The organism is Candidatus Desulfatibia sp., assembly GCF_036446775.1.
GTDB lineage: Bacteria > Desulfobacterota > Desulfobacteria > Desulfobacterales > UBA11574 > Desulfatibia_A.
The window spans coordinates 1-14531 of the sequence record NZ_JAZFTO010000134.1; the positions used below are offsets into that span (position 1 = coordinate 1).

General features: G+C 48.5%; 14 protein-coding genes. 12 read left to right on the forward strand and 2 right to left on the reverse strand.

Going from position 1 to position 14531, the window contains the following annotated elements; all coding sequences use genetic code 11:
* Positions 1-106: 106 nt before the first annotated feature.
* Positions 107-298 (reverse strand): hypothetical protein, encoded by a 192-nt coding sequence (locus V3S16_RS06540; RefSeq protein ID WP_413883867.1) that lies wholly within the window; start codon positions 296-298, stop codon positions 107-109.
* Between the two features lie 25 nt (positions 299-323).
* Here V3S16_RS06540 and V3S16_RS06545 point away from each other — a divergent pair, with 25 nt between their 5' ends.
* The 12 genes from V3S16_RS06545 (at position 324) to V3S16_RS06600 (ending at position 13627) form a co-directional block, all read left to right on the forward strand.
* On the forward strand, positions 324-3008 hold the full coding sequence (locus tag V3S16_RS06545; RefSeq protein ID WP_413883868.1) for a hypothetical protein: 2685 nt from the start codon (positions 324-326) through the stop codon (positions 3006-3008).
* 249 nt (positions 3009-3257) lie between these two features.
* Positions 3258-4502, forward strand: a complete 1245-nt coding sequence (glyA, locus tag V3S16_RS06550; protein ID WP_413883869.1) for a serine hydroxymethyltransferase — start codon at positions 3258-3260, stop codon at positions 4500-4502.
* Between the two features lie 690 nt (positions 4503-5192).
* Complete coding sequence (locus V3S16_RS06555; protein ID WP_413883880.1) at positions 5193-5603, forward strand: deoxycytidylate deaminase; 411 nt, start codon at positions 5193-5195, stop codon at positions 5601-5603.
* 132 nt (positions 5604-5735) lie between these two features.
* Positions 5736-6191, forward strand: a complete 456-nt coding sequence (nrdR, locus tag V3S16_RS06560; protein ID WP_413883870.1) for a transcriptional regulator NrdR — start codon at positions 5736-5738, stop codon at positions 6189-6191.
* Positions 6192-6364: 173 nt separating this feature from the next.
* Positions 6365-7474: a bifunctional diaminohydroxyphosphoribosylaminopyrimidine deaminase/5-amino-6-(5-phosphoribosylamino)uracil reductase RibD gene (ribD, locus tag V3S16_RS06565; RefSeq protein ID WP_413883871.1), complete on the forward strand. Its 1110-nt coding sequence runs from the start codon at positions 6365-6367 to the stop codon at positions 7472-7474.
* Positions 7475-7668: 194 nt separating this feature from the next.
* A complete protein-coding gene (locus tag V3S16_RS06570; RefSeq protein ID WP_413883872.1) occupies positions 7669-8331 on the forward strand; it encodes a riboflavin synthase in 663 nt (220 codons plus the stop codon).
* A 247-nt stretch (positions 8332-8578) separates the two neighbouring features.
* Positions 8579-9793 carry a bifunctional 3,4-dihydroxy-2-butanone-4-phosphate synthase/GTP cyclohydrolase II gene (locus tag V3S16_RS06575; protein ID WP_413883873.1) on the forward strand — a complete coding sequence of 405 codons (1215 nt, stop codon included), beginning with the start codon at positions 8579-8581 and terminating at the stop codon, positions 9791-9793.
* A 288-nt stretch (positions 9794-10081) separates the two neighbouring features.
* Complete coding sequence (ribE, locus tag V3S16_RS06580) at positions 10082-10555, forward strand: 6,7-dimethyl-8-ribityllumazine synthase (protein WP_413883874.1); 474 nt, start codon at positions 10082-10084, stop codon at positions 10553-10555.
* 2 nt (positions 10556-10557) lie between these two features.
* The gene (gene nusB / locus V3S16_RS06585) at positions 10558-11010 is read left to right on the forward strand and encodes a transcription antitermination factor NusB (RefSeq protein ID WP_413883875.1); all 453 of its coding nucleotides are present in this window, start codon (positions 10558-10560) and stop codon (positions 11008-11010) included.
* 15 nt (positions 11011-11025) lie between these two features.
* Positions 11026-12402: a TrpB-like pyridoxal phosphate-dependent enzyme gene (locus V3S16_RS06590; protein WP_413883876.1), complete on the forward strand. Its 1377-nt coding sequence runs from the start codon at positions 11026-11028 to the stop codon at positions 12400-12402.
* A gap of 226 nt (positions 12403-12628) precedes the next feature.
* Positions 12629-12904 carry a hypothetical protein gene (locus tag V3S16_RS06595; RefSeq protein WP_413883877.1) on the forward strand — a complete coding sequence of 92 codons (276 nt, stop codon included), beginning with the start codon at positions 12629-12631 and terminating at the stop codon, positions 12902-12904.
* A 93-nt stretch (positions 12905-12997) separates the two neighbouring features.
* Positions 12998-13627, forward strand: coding sequence for an MBL fold metallo-hydrolase (locus tag V3S16_RS06600; RefSeq protein ID WP_413883878.1), 630 nt, complete (start codon positions 12998-13000; stop codon positions 13625-13627).
* Between the two features lie 18 nt (positions 13628-13645).
* On the opposite strand, the gene V3S16_RS06605 is transcribed toward V3S16_RS06600, so the two are convergent.
* Complete coding sequence (locus tag V3S16_RS06605) at positions 13646-14080, reverse strand: hypothetical protein (RefSeq protein WP_413883879.1); 435 nt, start codon at positions 14078-14080, stop codon at positions 13646-13648.
* Between the last annotated feature and the right edge of the window lie 451 nt (positions 14081-14531).

Genomic DNA, 14531 nt, shown 5'->3' on the forward strand with positions numbered 1-14531 from the left:
AACTCACCCTGGATGGGCTGGAGCAGGCGGTCGGGCATCTGATGTCCAATTAAGAGACCTTTGAACTGCCGAGGTCAGAGGTCGGAGGTCGGAGGTCAGTAATCAGTTACCAGTATCCAGCATCCAGTATCCAGCATCCAGTATCCAGCATCCAGCATCCAGTATCCAGCATCCAGCATCCAGCATCCAGCATCCAGCATCCAGTATCCAGCATCCAGCATCCAGCATCCAGTATCCAGTATCCAGCATCCAGTATCCAGCATCCAGCATCCAGCATCCAGAAACCAGTATCCAGCATACCCTATTCAGAATTGATACAGCCCTTGACAGACAATATTGCGGCCACATCAAAAGCCCATCAAGCCTTTTTGCAATTTTCAGACGATCTTGCCAAAGGGTTTGCCAAGACTTTTGACTTTCAGACGCAGCTTTTGGAGACCATAGCCTCCCAAGAAAAGAAGGTTTCTATTTCAGATCTGATTCAAAAAGAGCAAGAAACTCCCCGGCCCTCTTCCGGGGTTTCCGACCGCAAAGTCGTCTTTAGCCGTGAGATGTGTCTGGAGTTTGCCGTCGGATCTGCCGCCAAAGTCTTAGGCCCTGAATTTGCGGTCATCGATACTTATGACGTCAGGGTGCGTCTGCCGGACGAGCCCCTCATGCTGGTGGACCGCATCGTTGAGCTGCAAGGTGAAAAAGGCTCCCTGGGCTCCGGCCGCCTGGTAACCGAACATGATGTGCTGCCCGGAGCTTGGTACCTCGACGGCAATCGCGCACCGGTATGTATCGCGGTTGAAGCCGGCCAGGCGGATCTTTTCCTGTGCTCCTATCTGGGCATTGATCTTAAAGTAAAGGGTATGCGTAAATACCGGCTGCTGGATGCTGTCGTTAAATTCCACAGAGGTCTGCCGCGTCCGGGTGATGTTATTCGCTACGAAATCGAAATCGATAATTTTGTCCGCCAGGGTGATACTTATCTTTTCTTTTTCCGCTTCGAAGGTTTTATCGGCGATGACCATCTCATCAGCATGTTCAATGGCTGCGCCGGTTTTTTCACAGATGAAGAAGTGCGCAATTCCGGCGGAATTATCTTAACCGAGGAGGATACGCGCCCATTGGCCGGCAAACAAGCTTCGGACTGGCAAGATCTTGTTCCGGTTTATGCGGAAAGCTATAATGATGAGGCTATGGCCGCCCTCAGAACAGGTGAGCTTGCCCGGTGTTTTGGGCCGCTCTTTGACGGAATCGATCTGGCCCCGTCACTGCGGCTCCCGGGCGGACGCATGCAGCTTATCGACCGCATCCTGCTGCTCGATCCTGTTGGCGGTCGTTATGGGCTGGGATTGATCCGGGCCGAGGCCGATATCCATCCTGATGACTGGTTTTTGACCTGTCACTTCATGGATGACATGGTCATGCCGGGAACGCTCATGTATGAATGCTGCACCCATACCTTGCGAGTCTTTCTCCAGCGTTTGGGCTGGGTTTCGGACAAGTCTGAAACCTGCTACGAACCGGTGGTCGGGGTTGCCAGCGTGCTTAAATGCCGAGGGCCGGTAACTCCCCGGACCAGGCATGTCCGGTACGAAATCGAGATCAAGGAATTGGGTTACGACCCGGAACCGTATGTAATGGCCGATGCCCTGATGTATGCCGACGGACAAAGAATCGTGTCGTTTAAGGACATGTCCATGAAAATGACCGGGGTTACCCGGGCCGAGATCGAAGCCGTGTGGAGGAAGACAGAGGACAGAAGGCAGAAGTCAGAAGAAGTCAAACAGGAAGTATCAGCAGCCGGTTCCAAGCAACCAGACTTCGGCGAGCTCAGTCGAGTCGCATCCAACAACCAGAAACCAGTATCCAGGATCCAGAAACCGGCCCTCTATGACCGCGACAGGATTCTGGCATTTGCCGTCGGAAAACCGTCGAAAGCATTCGGCGAGCCGTACAGGGTGTTTGATCAAGAACGGTTGATTGCCAGACTGCCGGGTCCGCCCTACTCTTTTATGGACCGCGTTGTTGCCATTGAACCCCGGGCATGGGTGCTGAAGCCCGACGGGTGGATAGAAGCCGAGTATGACCTGCGGCCGATGGCCTGGTATTTCAAGGCCGACCGCTCCGGCTCCATGCCGTTCTGCGTGCTGCTCGAAATCGCGCTGCAGCCCTGTGGATGGCTGGCCGCTTACCTGGGTTCGGCCCTGCGCAGTGAAACTGATCTCAAGTTCAGAAATCTGGGCGGCAGGGCCGTCATGCGCCGCACGGTCTTTCCTGGGGAAAAGACCCTGACCATACGCACTCGCATGACAAAAGTTTCCGAAGCCGGAGAGATGATCATTGAACATTTTGACTTTGAAGTTCTGCAGGATGCTGAAATTATCTATGCGGGTAATACGTACTTCGGATTTTTCTCCAAAGAAACCCTGGATCAGCAGATCGGCATCCGGGGAGCCGAAAATCTGGTCTACCATCCCACCGCAGATGAGTTGCACAGCGCCCGCTCCCACAGCTTTGACAACCAGGCGCCGCTGACACCGGATGATCCTCAATTGGATCCATCACCCTCCCTGGCAATGCCGGCCGATGCGCTGCGCATGATCGACACTATTGAAATCTACGCAGCGCAAGGCGGCCCCGAAAAATTAGGCTTTATTCGCGCTACCAAACAGGTCAACCCGGAGGAATGGTTTTTCAAGGCTCACTTTTACCAGGACCCGGTCTGTCCGGGTTCTCTGGGAATTGAATCCTTCCTGCAACTGGTCAAATTCATGGCGCTGGACCGATGGAAGGAGCTTGCCGGCAGCCACCGCTTTGAACTAATCAGCGATGATCCCCATAACTGGACCTATCGCGGCCAGGTGGTTCCGGAAAATAAAAAGGTTGAAGTTGAAGCAACGGTAACTAAAATCATTGACAGCCCGTTTCCGGGCATATATGCAAACGGTTTCTTGAAAGTCGACGGACTGTATATTTATCAAATGGAAAACTTCGGCTTTAGGTTGGTTCCTAAATAAAACATAACCGTTCACAGGTTCAGAGGTTCAGGGTTCAAAGGTTCAGCCGCCTATGCTGTAGCTACGTCGTGCTCTCCGAGGCGTAGGCTCATGTCTCTACGAGCCGGAGGCCAGGAGGTTCGGGGCTAGTTAGTAAAGGTTAACAAAAAAAAGCAACCCGACTCGGCTGAGCTCGTCGCAGGCTGAACTTCTGAACCCTGAACCTGTGAACGCCTGCGGTGTTATTCGTTATCAGAGAGGTACGGAGATTTGTACGCAAAGCTTATTGAGCAAGTAGATCCTGATATTGCCGGTGCCATTGAACGTGAACTTGCCAGACAGGAAAGCATGCTGGAAATGATTGCATCGGAGAATATTGCCAGCCGGGCGGTTATGGCGGTTCAAGCCAGTGTTCTCACCAATAAGTATGCCGAGGGTTATCCGAGTAAGCGCTACTATGGCGGATGCGAATACGTTGATGTTGCCGAAAAACTTGCTATTGATCGCGCCAAAGAACTGTTTGATGCCGCCTACGTTAATGTTCAGCCGCACTCGGGATCACAGGCTAACATGGCTGTCTATTTTGCTCTGCTGGAGCCGGGAGATACAGTGCTTGGGATGGACTTGTCGCATGGAGGGCATCTTACACACGGAAGTCCGGCCAATTTTTCAGGAAGGCTTTACAATTTCTGTTCCTATGGCGTCAACAAAGAAACAGAAACTATCGACTACGATGAAGTGGCGCAGCTGGCACGCAAGCACAAACCTAAAATGATCGTTGCCGGAGCCAGCGCCTACCCGCGCACAATTGACTTTAAAGCCTTTGCCCAAATAGCTGAATCGGTTAACGCCTCTTTAATGGTGGACATGGCGCATATCGCCGGCCTGGTGGCGGCAAGAATTCATCCGTCTCCAACACCGTTTGCGGATGTTGTCACTTCGACAACGCACAAGACATTGAGAGGACCACGCGGAGGCCTGATTTTAGCTAAAGAAGATTACGCTGACGTCTTGGACAGAGAGATATTCCCCGGAATTCAGGGTGGACCGCTGATGCATGTCATTGCCGCAAAAGCTGTCGCATTCAAAGAAGCCCTGGATGAATCATTCATAGATTATCAGGTAAATATTGTAAAAAATGCCAAAGCCTTAGCAATGCATTTGATGGACGCGGGCTTAAAACTAATATCCGATGGTACTGATAACCACATGATCATTGTGGATCTGAGAAACTTGAATATAACCGGAAAAGAGGCCGAGGACACTCTGTGCCGTGCCGGAATTACCATCAATAAAAATTCTATACCGTTGGAGGAATTAAGCCCTACTATAACGAGTGGTATCCGCATTGGCACACCTGCCATAACTACACGCGGTATGCAAGAGGCGGAGATGGCAATTATCGCCGGGCTTCTGGTTGATGTCCTTCAAAACATAGCTGATGAAAGTCTTATTGTGACTACACGAGCAAAGGTTGGCGAACTCTGCAACGCTTTTCCAATGTACAAAGATTAACGTAATCGTTCACAGGTTCAGAGGTTCAGGGTTCAAAGGTTCAGAAATTTGAACCGTTAATTAACCAGCTCTGAATAGAGAAGGCATGAGAATAGAACGATTTGAAGATATTGAGGCATGGCAGTTGGCCCGGGAGTTAACTCGCAAGGTCTAAGGCCTGACAAAGAAGGCCAAATTGTAGCCGTTCAAGGGTTCAGAGTTCAGAGGTTCAGAGGTTTTGTGTTCACCGCAAATCTGAGCACTAAAGTCCAGATTGAGCTTTACGTAGCGTTGGATCAACAATACATAACGAATGCTGAGTCAGACTGTGTATGATCATGCCGGGCGCATCTGTGTTGCCATTGGAAGTTTCATCAAGTACTTGCTGGCTTACGAGCAAGTTCAACGAAAGAAAGGTAACCCTGAACGGTGAACTCTGAACCTGTGAACGCCGACAGTAAAGTTTAACAAAAAAAATCAACCCGACTCGGCTGTCTTCGACCCTGAGCTCAGACCGAAGGGAGCCGTTCGACCCTGAGCGGCTCGACCTGAGCTCGCCGACAGGGCTCACAGCCGAAGGGCTCGTCGCAGGCTGAACTTCTGAACCCTGAACCTGTGAACCCTGAACCTGTGAACGCCTACAAATTAACGTAAGGAGACTGAATATAAGTGTCATATGAAAGTGGCCGCCCTTCATGGGAAACTTATTTTATGGATATTACGTTTTTGGTAGCCAAACGCACTACGTGCCTCAGGCGTGCGGTCGGTGCTATCATCGTAAAAGATAAAAGGGTTCTTGCCACCGGCTATAACGGAGCCCCCACCGGTATCGAACACTGCAGTGAGGTCGGGTGCCTGCGTGAGCAATTGAATGTGGCATCGGGGAAAAATCATGAATTGTGCCGGGGCATCCATGCTGAACAGAATGCAATTATTCAGGCCGCACTTCATGGTGTTTCCATTAAGGGGGCCACGCTTTTCTGCACAAATCTGCCATGTTCCATATGTGCAAAAATGATCATAAATGCCGGTATCTTAAAAATCTTTCACCAATCCGGATACGCCGATGCCATGTCCGCTGAGATGCTGGAAGCCGCCGGCATTGAAGTTATAAAACTATAAAATTATATCGCGATTTTATACGACGTCTCGAAAGCATTCGGGACTTAAAAAAATAGTTTTTTACTATCAGCCCTTGATGAATTCGACTTTTTAAGAATTCATCAAGTCTCAAACCGCAGACAGGGAGGATTCATGAAGTGTCCATTTTGTGCCGAAATTGACAACAAAGTCATCGACTCCAGGTTAAGCAAAAACGGGCATGCCGTCCGCAGACGCAGGGAATGCATTATTTGCACCCGGCGCTTTACAACTTACGAGCATATCGAAGAAGTTACTGTTATGATTATAAAAAAAGATGGCCGCCGCGAGGTTTTTTCCCGCGAAAAGGTACGAACAGGGATCAAAAAGGCCTGCGAAAAGCGGAACATCAGTGTGCATGTTATCGACCAATTTCTCGAAGAGCTGGAGCGCGATCTTAGGGAGACCGGAGAGAAAGAGATACCTTCCCACGACATCGGCGAAAAAATCATGGTGAAACTCCATGAGTTAGACGATGTCGCCTATGTAAGGTTCGCATCGGTTTACAGAGAATTCAAAGATGTCAACGATTTTGTCGCGGAACTTAAAAGTCTGTTGAACAAACGTTGATGGCGTCGTAAAAAGTCGAATTCATCGCGTTTTAGGTTTTAAGATTTTGGTGTTGATTTATAGGTACTTCGCTCTGTGACAAATTATCTGTATTGTTATTGTTAAAACTTATCAAATTGTTCACCCTTTGGATGAGCCAGGATATTGCATAAACAATATCGGTTGAGGCAAAAATGGACGCCGAACATTTCATGAAAATAGCCCTCGAACTGGCTGAAAAAGGACGGGGCTTTACGTCACCCAACCCCATGGTCGGCGCGGTCATTGTAAAGGGTGGCAAAATAGTCGGTAAGGGGTATCACCAGGACGCCGGCAGTGCCCATGCTGAAGTCAATGCCCTTGATAATGCCGGAATCCATGCAAAAGGCGCAACGCTTTATGTTAACCTCGAACCCTGCAACCATACCGGAAAAACACCGCCTTGTACCGCAAAAATTTTAGACGCCGGCATCAGTCGGGTTGTTATCGCTATCAAGGATCCCAACCCCGATGTTCAGGGCGACGGCATGGATTATTTAAAACACCGCGGCATAAATATTACCTTGGGGGTTTGTGAAGACGAAGCAAGGAAACTGAACGAAGTTTTTGTCAGTTACGTTAAAACAAAACAGCCGTTCTCAATTATAAAATGTGCTGCCACGCTGGACGGCCGGATCGCAACCAGAACCGGTGATTCCAGGTGGGTTACCGGTGAAAAGTCGCGGCAGTTCGTTCACCGGCTCCGGCATGCTGTAGATGCTGTCATGGTCGGAATTGACACAGTCATCAGAGATGACCCCCATTTAACAACCCGACTGTCCGGCGCCATGCAGCAAAAGGGCCGGGATCCTGCAAGGATTATCCTTGATTCCCACTTGCGAATTCCAGAGACTGCGAAGTTGTTGCGGCTTGATTCTGATTCTGATACACTCATTATAACCGGCCCTTCTGTTTCTGAGGATAAAAAGTCCAGAATAGAAAAAAAAGGTGCCAAGGTTATAGAATCCCCTGTTAAAGACGATCTGATAGATCTTGACAGGCTTATGACGCATCTGGGTGCTTTGGGTATAACCAGCCTCCTGATAGAAGGGGGCAGCCGGGTGATTGCATCAGCTCTTGCAGCAGGTATCGTTGATAAAATCGTCTTCTTTTACGCTCCTAAGATTATGGGTGGAGATGACGGCGTTCCCGTATGCCGGGGACCGGGCCCGGAATTGATGCAAGAGTGCCTGCCGGTTAGAGATATTAACGTCAGGCAATTCGGCGATGATGTCATGATCGAAGGTTATATTGACAAAAGATAGATACTGGATACTTGATACTGGATACTTGATGCTGGATACTTGATGCTTGATGATGGATGCTGGACTTTTGATAATCATTTGTTTTCAAATTTTTTATCCAGTATCGAGTATCAAGCATCTTTTCCGATGATTGGGAGCAAGTACTTATAGACTAGTAAATTGTTAAATCAAAAATATTATCATACAGTCATACAATGTTTACTGGTATCATAGAAGGTCTCGGTACTATTAAAGAGATCCAGCCTGCCGGTCAGGGCAAACGCTTCACCGTGGAAGCAGATCTCGTTCTTGATCATACCAAGATCGGCGACAGCATTGCAGTCAGCGGTGCCTGTTTGACAGCGGTTGCAATCGACGGAAAACGTTTTAACGTCGATGTGTCTCCCGAGACTTTGGCAAAGACCACCTTGGGAAAGGCTAAAATCGGGGAGCGTGTTAACCTTGAGCGTGCCCTGCGCCTTAGCGACCGCCTTGACGGCCACCTGGTTTCCGGGCATATCGACGGTATGGGGGTCGTAAAACAAAAAAAACCGGAAGGCAATGCCGTTGTTGTTACTATCGGAATAGCGGAATCCCTGGCGCGCTATATAATAGTAAAGGGTTCGGTTGCTGTGGATGGTATCAGTCTTACCGTCAATAACTGCGGTCGGGACAGTTTTGAAGTCAGTATTATTCCGCATACCGCCAGGTTGACTACTATCGGCTTTAAGAACATCGGCGCTCCGGTCAATATTGAAACCGACATGATCGGCAAATATGTTGAACGTTTTGTTACAGAAAAACGGCATCCCGATAATAATGATACCGGTGAATCGTCGATTGACATGCAGTTATTAGCAAAAACCGGTTTTATATAATACGTAGGTTGAGCGGTTCAACGTTCAAGGTTCCGGGTTAATGAGCCCTTACAGGCTCAACCCAAAAGAGTTACGCCTCAATAGAGGCGGCAAGTAACTTTCACCCAATGGGTGCAAAAGACCAATCCTGACATTGAGTTGTAGCATTAAGTAATGTCAGGATGTTATAACCTTTGAACCTAGAACCCTGAACCTAGAACCGATCAGTTTAGATAATAATATATAAAGGAAGAGGCTACCTCGAAATATGTCACAACTAACCATCGAAAAAGCCCTCAAAGAGATAAGGAAAGGGCGCATGGTCGTTCTGGTTGACGATGAAGACCGTGAAAATGAAGGCGACCTGTGCATGTCGGCGGCAGCCGTCACCCCTGAAGACATAAATTTTATGGCGACATACGGGCGCGGACTCATCTGCCTTTCAATGATCGCCGCCAAAATAGACAGCCTGGATCTTCCATTGATGGTCGATCACAACACGTCACCGTTTCAAACCGGTTTCACAGTTTCAATTGAGGCCAGATGCGGTGTTACCACCGGCATTTCTGCCGCCGACCGTGCCACTACCATACTGACCGCCGTGGCTGAAGATGCCAAGCCGCGTGATCTTGTACGACCGGGACACGTGTTCCCGCTGCGGGGACGGGACGGTGGCGTGATGGTGCGTGCCGGACAGACCGAAGGTTCTATAGATCTGGCGCGTCTTGCCGGTTTAAAGCCGGCCGGGGTAATTTGTGAGATCATGGACGAAGACGGCTCCATGGCCAGGATGCCGGCCCTCGAAAAGTTCAGTGAAAAACATGGTATCGGCATATGCACCATCGCCGATCTGATCGAATACCGGATGCGCACCGAATCATTTGTGAAAAGAGCGGCCCAGACCATTATTCCCACTTCTATCGCGGGAGAATTCAAAGTAATTGTTTATGAAAATGATATTGATGATTTGCTGCACGTGGCCATGATCAAGGGTGATATCGACCCGGAAAAACCAGCCCTTGTGCGGGTTCACTCAGAGTGCCTGACCGGAGATATTTTCGGTTCACTGCGCTGCGATTGTGGCGAACAGTTGCAGGCGGCGCTGGAAATGATAGACCATGAGGGTTGTGGTGTTTTCCTTTATATCCGGCAGGAAGGACGCGGCATTGGTCTGGTTAACAAGATAAAAGCCTATGCGCTTCAGGAACAGGGTCTTGACACGGTGGAGGCCAACGAAAAACTTGGCTTCAAACCGGATATGAGAAATTACGGTATCGGTGCACAGATCCTGGTCGACATCGGCGTGAAAAAAATGAAGCTCATTACCAACAATCCCAAAAAAATGGTAGGACTTGAAGGTTACGGTCTCAGTGTTGTGGAACAGGTATCGACTGAAACCGAGCCGAACAAATACAACCGGGGTTACCTTGAGTGTAAAAAATTCAAGATGGGACATCTGCTAAATATCGATGCAGTACCCTAACCCAGACCTCGTCATTTATCAGACAATGATGACCGTAGGCCTTTATACACTACCGGACTGTACATAAATTGGACATCCGGTCGGTCTGGGTTAGGGGGTTCACGGTTCAGCGTTCAGGCCTCCGGCTCGTAGAGGCACGATCCTACGCCTCGGAGAGGTTAATCGCTTCGCGCTTTTTTCCTATACCATTGATTCCATATGGGTAATTAAATGAGGGGATCAACCTCTGAACCTTTGAACCTTGAACCTTTGAACCCAACTCTATGATTTAAGACGGGAGGGACAGCGATGCCGAAAATTCTTGAAGCCAATCTTCTGGCAGAAGGCAAAAAGTTTGCCGTGGTTGTGAGTCGATTTAACGATTTTATCACCGACAGGCTTCTTGCAGGAGCCGTTGACGCTCTTAAACGATCCGGCGCCAGGGACAAAGATATTGAAGTCGCCAAGGTTCCCGGCGCATTTGAAATACCGCTCATCGCCAAAAAGATGGCCCAATCGGGCCGTTATAACGCTGTTATCTGTCTGGGGGCGGTGATTCGCGGGGCCACACCGCATTTTGATTATGTGAGTGCCGAAGTGTCCAAAGGAATCGCTATGGCCGGTCTGGAATCCGGAGTTCCTGTAATCTTTGGGATAATAACAACCGATACTATTGAACAGGCCATCGAACGTGCCGGTGCCAAGTCCGGAAATAAGGGATGGAGTGCGGCCGTAAACGCCGTGGAAATGGCAAATTTGATTGAGATAGTCGATCAGGCATAATTGTGGGAAACCGACGCAAATCACGAGAGCTTGCCATGCAGGCGCTCTTTTCCATAGATATGAGCCCCAACGGCTCAAAAGATGTGCTGGAGCGTTTTTGCGACAATTTTACGCCTTCAAGCAAAACACTTTCTTTTTTTCTTAAACTGGTGCACGGTGTTTTACATACCAGAACTGAGATTGACGCCGTCATTGCGCGCTATTCCAATAACTGGAAACTAAACCGGATGTCCTGTGTTGACAGAAACATCATGCGGGTTGCAGTCTATGAACTGCTCTGCTGCCAAGATATTCCGCATAAAGTGTCCATAAACGAGGCCATAGACATCGGGAAAAAATTCGGCACCGAAGAATCCGGTGCCTTTATCAATGGGATTCTCGACAGCATTCGTCGGGCATTGGAAAACAAGGATGTTGACGTAAAGATCAATTTTTCCCCAAACACGGTAGAATAAAAACAGGAGGGTAATATGGAAGTTAGAAAGGTTCTTTTGACGGAAGATGAGATTCCCAGACAATGGTACAACATACTTGCCGATATCAAGTTGAATCCGCCGCTGGGTCCTGACGGGAAACCGGTTTCGCCGGATGCACTGGCACCGGTCTTTCCAATGAATCTGATAGAACAGGAAATGAGCCCCGAAAGATGGATCGACATCCCCGAAGAGGTGCTGAACGTTTTAACTATCTGGCGGCCATCTCCGCTTGTCAGAGCCCTTTCCCTTGAAAAGGCCCTTGATACCCCCGCCAGGATATACTTTAAAAACGAAGGAAACAGCCCTCCCGGAAGCCACAAACCAAATACAGCCGTTCCGCAGGCATATTACAACAAGGTTTTCGGAATTGAAAAGATTACTACTGAAACCGGTGCCGGTCAATGGGGAAGCGCCCTCGCTTTTGCCTGCTCCCAGTTCGGAATTGAATGCAAGGTTTTCATGGTTCGGGTAAGTTTTGACCAAAAGCCTTATCGCAAATCCATGATGGAAACCTGGGGCGCCAAGTGTATTGCCAGTCCCAGTACGGAGACCAAAGCCGGGCGTGATGCCCTGGAAAGGGATCCTGAAACACCGGGAAGCCTCGGTATCGCCATCAGTGAGGCCATTGAAGCCGCCGTCACCGATGAGACCGGTAAAACGCGCTATTCATTGGGCAGCGTTCTAAATCATGTGATGCTGCATCAGACCATTATCGGTCTTGAAGCCAAAAAGCAGCTGGAAAAAATCGGGGAATACCCTGATATCATTATCGCGTGTGCCGGCGGCGGAAGCAATTTTGCGGGCATCGCTTATCCATTTGTCCTTGACAAAATTAACGGCAAAAAAATTGATATTTACCCGGTGGAACCGGCGGCCTGCCCGACAATGACAAGAGCTCCGTTTGTATATGATCACGGCGACACCGCCAGATACACGCCGCTTTTGCCCATGTACAGTCTCGGGCATGCCTTTGTTCCGCCCCCGGTACATGCCGGCGGACTACGATATCATGGTATGTCTCCTACCGTGAGCCAGCTTGCAGTCGAAGGGATTATCGAACCCAGAACCGCCACCCAGCTTGATGCCATGAAGGCCGGAATGATGTTTGCAAGAACTGAAGGTATGATATCGGCTCCGGAAACCAACCATGCGCTGGCCTGTATCATCGATGAAGCCCAAAAGGCCAAAGAAGAAGGTAAAGAAAAAGTAATCTTAGCCAACTGGAGCGGGCACGGACTTATCGATCTTGTGGCTTATGACAAATATCTTGCCGGTGAACTGCAAAATTTTGCCTTGACGGAAGAAGAGTTGTTAGCTTCACAAAAAGTATTTGAAAATTTTCCAAAGCCTGAGTTGGTTAAAAGCCGTTAACTAATAAAATCGTATTACGATTTTATGAAAATCCCGCCCCGCTGAAAGCGGGACGGGATCAACTTAGCGAAAGGTTTACCCCGCTTTTAAAGCGGGGCTAAATTTCCTTACGGTCGAATATTCCTCGCAGCCCCGATTAGCGGGATCTTTGTTACGCTACGACAAGCTGCGGGGAATTCATATTTTAAAATATCCGGGCCAGTTCTTTAAAAGTTCGGGTTAGACAATGGATGAAAATAAAGACTATCTTGAGCAACGATGCCCCCGTTTAGGCGGCCAGGTTTCATTTGGCTACTGTCGAATGGGCCCTGACGACGGTGCGGCTTGTTGGAAGATTTTCGACTGCTGGTGGGAATACTTCGATGTTGTCGAATATTTGAAAAAATACCTGTCTGAGGAGCAGTTTAACACTCTTGCAAATGCCGGACCCCAGCCCAAGATGGTAAGCCTTGTTGATTTGATTCAGCAGGCAAAAAAGCGCACGGCCGCCGGTAATCGGTAACAAAATTTGATTTAGGAATTATCTTTTTTTGAGTCCCGCCTTAGGCGGGACGTTATATAAAATCGCCAAGCGATTTTATTGTGGGAGGTTATCTTGATTATCAAAGAACTTGTTGTTGGACCGCTGATGTCAAATTGTTTTATTTTCGGGTGTGACAAAACAAAAGAAGCGGTCGTAATTGATCCCGGCGGTGATACCGATAAAATCCTGTTGTCGTTGGCCGATTCAAATTTGCAGGTGAAGCATATCATCAATACTCATGGCCACTTCGACCATGTCAGCGGCAACGGTAAAATGAAGGCAGCGACCGCTGCCGACATTTTGATCCATCCCCTTGATGCTGACATGCTGGGTATGCTTTCTTCCAACGCCGCTATTTTTGGAATTTCAGTGGAAAATTCTCCACCGTGTGATCGCACTATCGAAGAGAGTGATAAGATTTCCTTTGGAGAGATTACTTTAGAAGTTATTCATACCCCCGGGCATACTCCGGGCGGTATCTCCCTTTTTGCGAATGGAATTGTTTTTGTGGGGGATACGCTTTTTGCCGGCTCCATCGGACGCACTGATTTCCCCGGCGGCGATTTTGACACCTTAGTATCGAGCATACAGAACAAACTCTTTAAAATGGACGACGACGTTAGGGTCCTTTCAGGACACGGTCCCGAAACGACGATCGAAAAGGAAAAGCGCTTTAACCCTTTTGTAGGACAATTTTCATAAAATCACTTCGCGATTTTATTAGAATGCACCAATCTGGCAAGGCTTTATCTTTACTTTCAGGGCTTCGCAGGCGCCGCCGACAGCCATCTTGCGGAGGTTAAAACGTGATGCGATCTCCCAGGCACTTTTGCACGGCAGCTTTTCATTGATTAGAGCCTCTGAAATAGCATTTTTTAAGTCCGGGTCTACCTGAGTATGAGGCGGTATCATCTTTTTCTTGGGATAATATCCGAACAACCCCAACTGGCATTTAATAAGTCTGAAATTAATAAGATCGGCGGTCATTCCGACCAGATCGGCTGCAATTCCCAGATCTTTTGCAATCTCAAAAACAACGGCACAGGGGAGTTCATTGTTTTTGGCATGTTTTAAAATTTCGTCCTGAATCAGACGGTCCGGTTTTGCATGGGGCCCGTGTTTTTCTGCAAATTTTTTGTTTTTTCTACGTGTCATTTTTATATCCCTTTCTCACAATAAAATCGTGTTACGATTTTATGAAACTCCCGCCCCGCTGAAAGCGGGACGGGATATAATAAGCGAAATGTTCCAACTTTCGCATTAAAGAGGTTACTATCCTTTCTTTTATTTGAATTCATCCCGCGCCGCCCCGGTGCAGCAGGATCTCCACTACGTTCCGACAAAGTAACGGGGCATTCAAATTTAAACATTCTTAGGCGATAATGCTTTGATTATAAAGTGTTTTTAACAGACATCCTTTTGCCCGTCAACCCTTCTGTTTTGGCCAATTTATAGTTTACTTTGACGCTGCTTGCGCCGTATTCAATTTCACCTCAATTGTGCATAGTTGAGGTTTCTCTTGAACAAAGAGTGGCTGTTTGTTATTTATATAGGTTCCGGTTGGCATAGCCCTAATATTTAGTAAAGCATCCTGGCCCAGAGGACC

Excerpts from the sequence above, each read along its gene's own strand:
- V3S16_RS06575 (WP_413883873.1), top strand. The coding sequence starts at position 8,579 with ATGTCACAACTAACCATCGAAAAAGCCCTCAAAGAGATAAGGAAAGGG.
- V3S16_RS06570 (WP_413883872.1), top strand. The coding sequence starts at position 7,669 with ATGTTTACTGGTATCATAGAAGGTCTCGGTACTATTAAAGAGATCCAG.
- ribE (WP_413883874.1), top strand. The coding sequence starts at position 10,082 with ATGCCGAAAATTCTTGAAGCCAATCTTCTGGCAGAAGGCAAAAAGTTT.
- V3S16_RS06590 (WP_413883876.1), top strand. The coding sequence starts at position 11,026 with ATGGAAGTTAGAAAGGTTCTTTTGACGGAAGATGAGATTCCCAGACAA.
- V3S16_RS06555 (WP_413883880.1), top strand. The coding sequence starts at position 5,193 with ATGGATATTACGTTTTTGGTAGCCAAACGCACTACGTGCCTCAGGCGT.
- V3S16_RS06605 (WP_413883879.1), bottom strand. The coding sequence starts at position 14,080 with ATGACACGTAGAAAAAACAAAAAATTTGCAGAAAAACACGGGCCCCAT.
- V3S16_RS06540 (WP_413883867.1), bottom strand. The coding sequence starts at position 298 with ATGCTGGATACTGGTTTCTGGATGCTGGATGCTGGATGCTGGATACTG.
- nrdR (WP_413883870.1), top strand. The coding sequence starts at position 5,736 with ATGAAGTGTCCATTTTGTGCCGAAATTGACAACAAAGTCATCGACTCC.
- ribD (WP_413883871.1), top strand. The coding sequence starts at position 6,365 with ATGGACGCCGAACATTTCATGAAAATAGCCCTCGAACTGGCTGAAAAA.
- V3S16_RS06595 (WP_413883877.1), top strand. The coding sequence starts at position 12,629 with ATGGATGAAAATAAAGACTATCTTGAGCAACGATGCCCCCGTTTAGGC.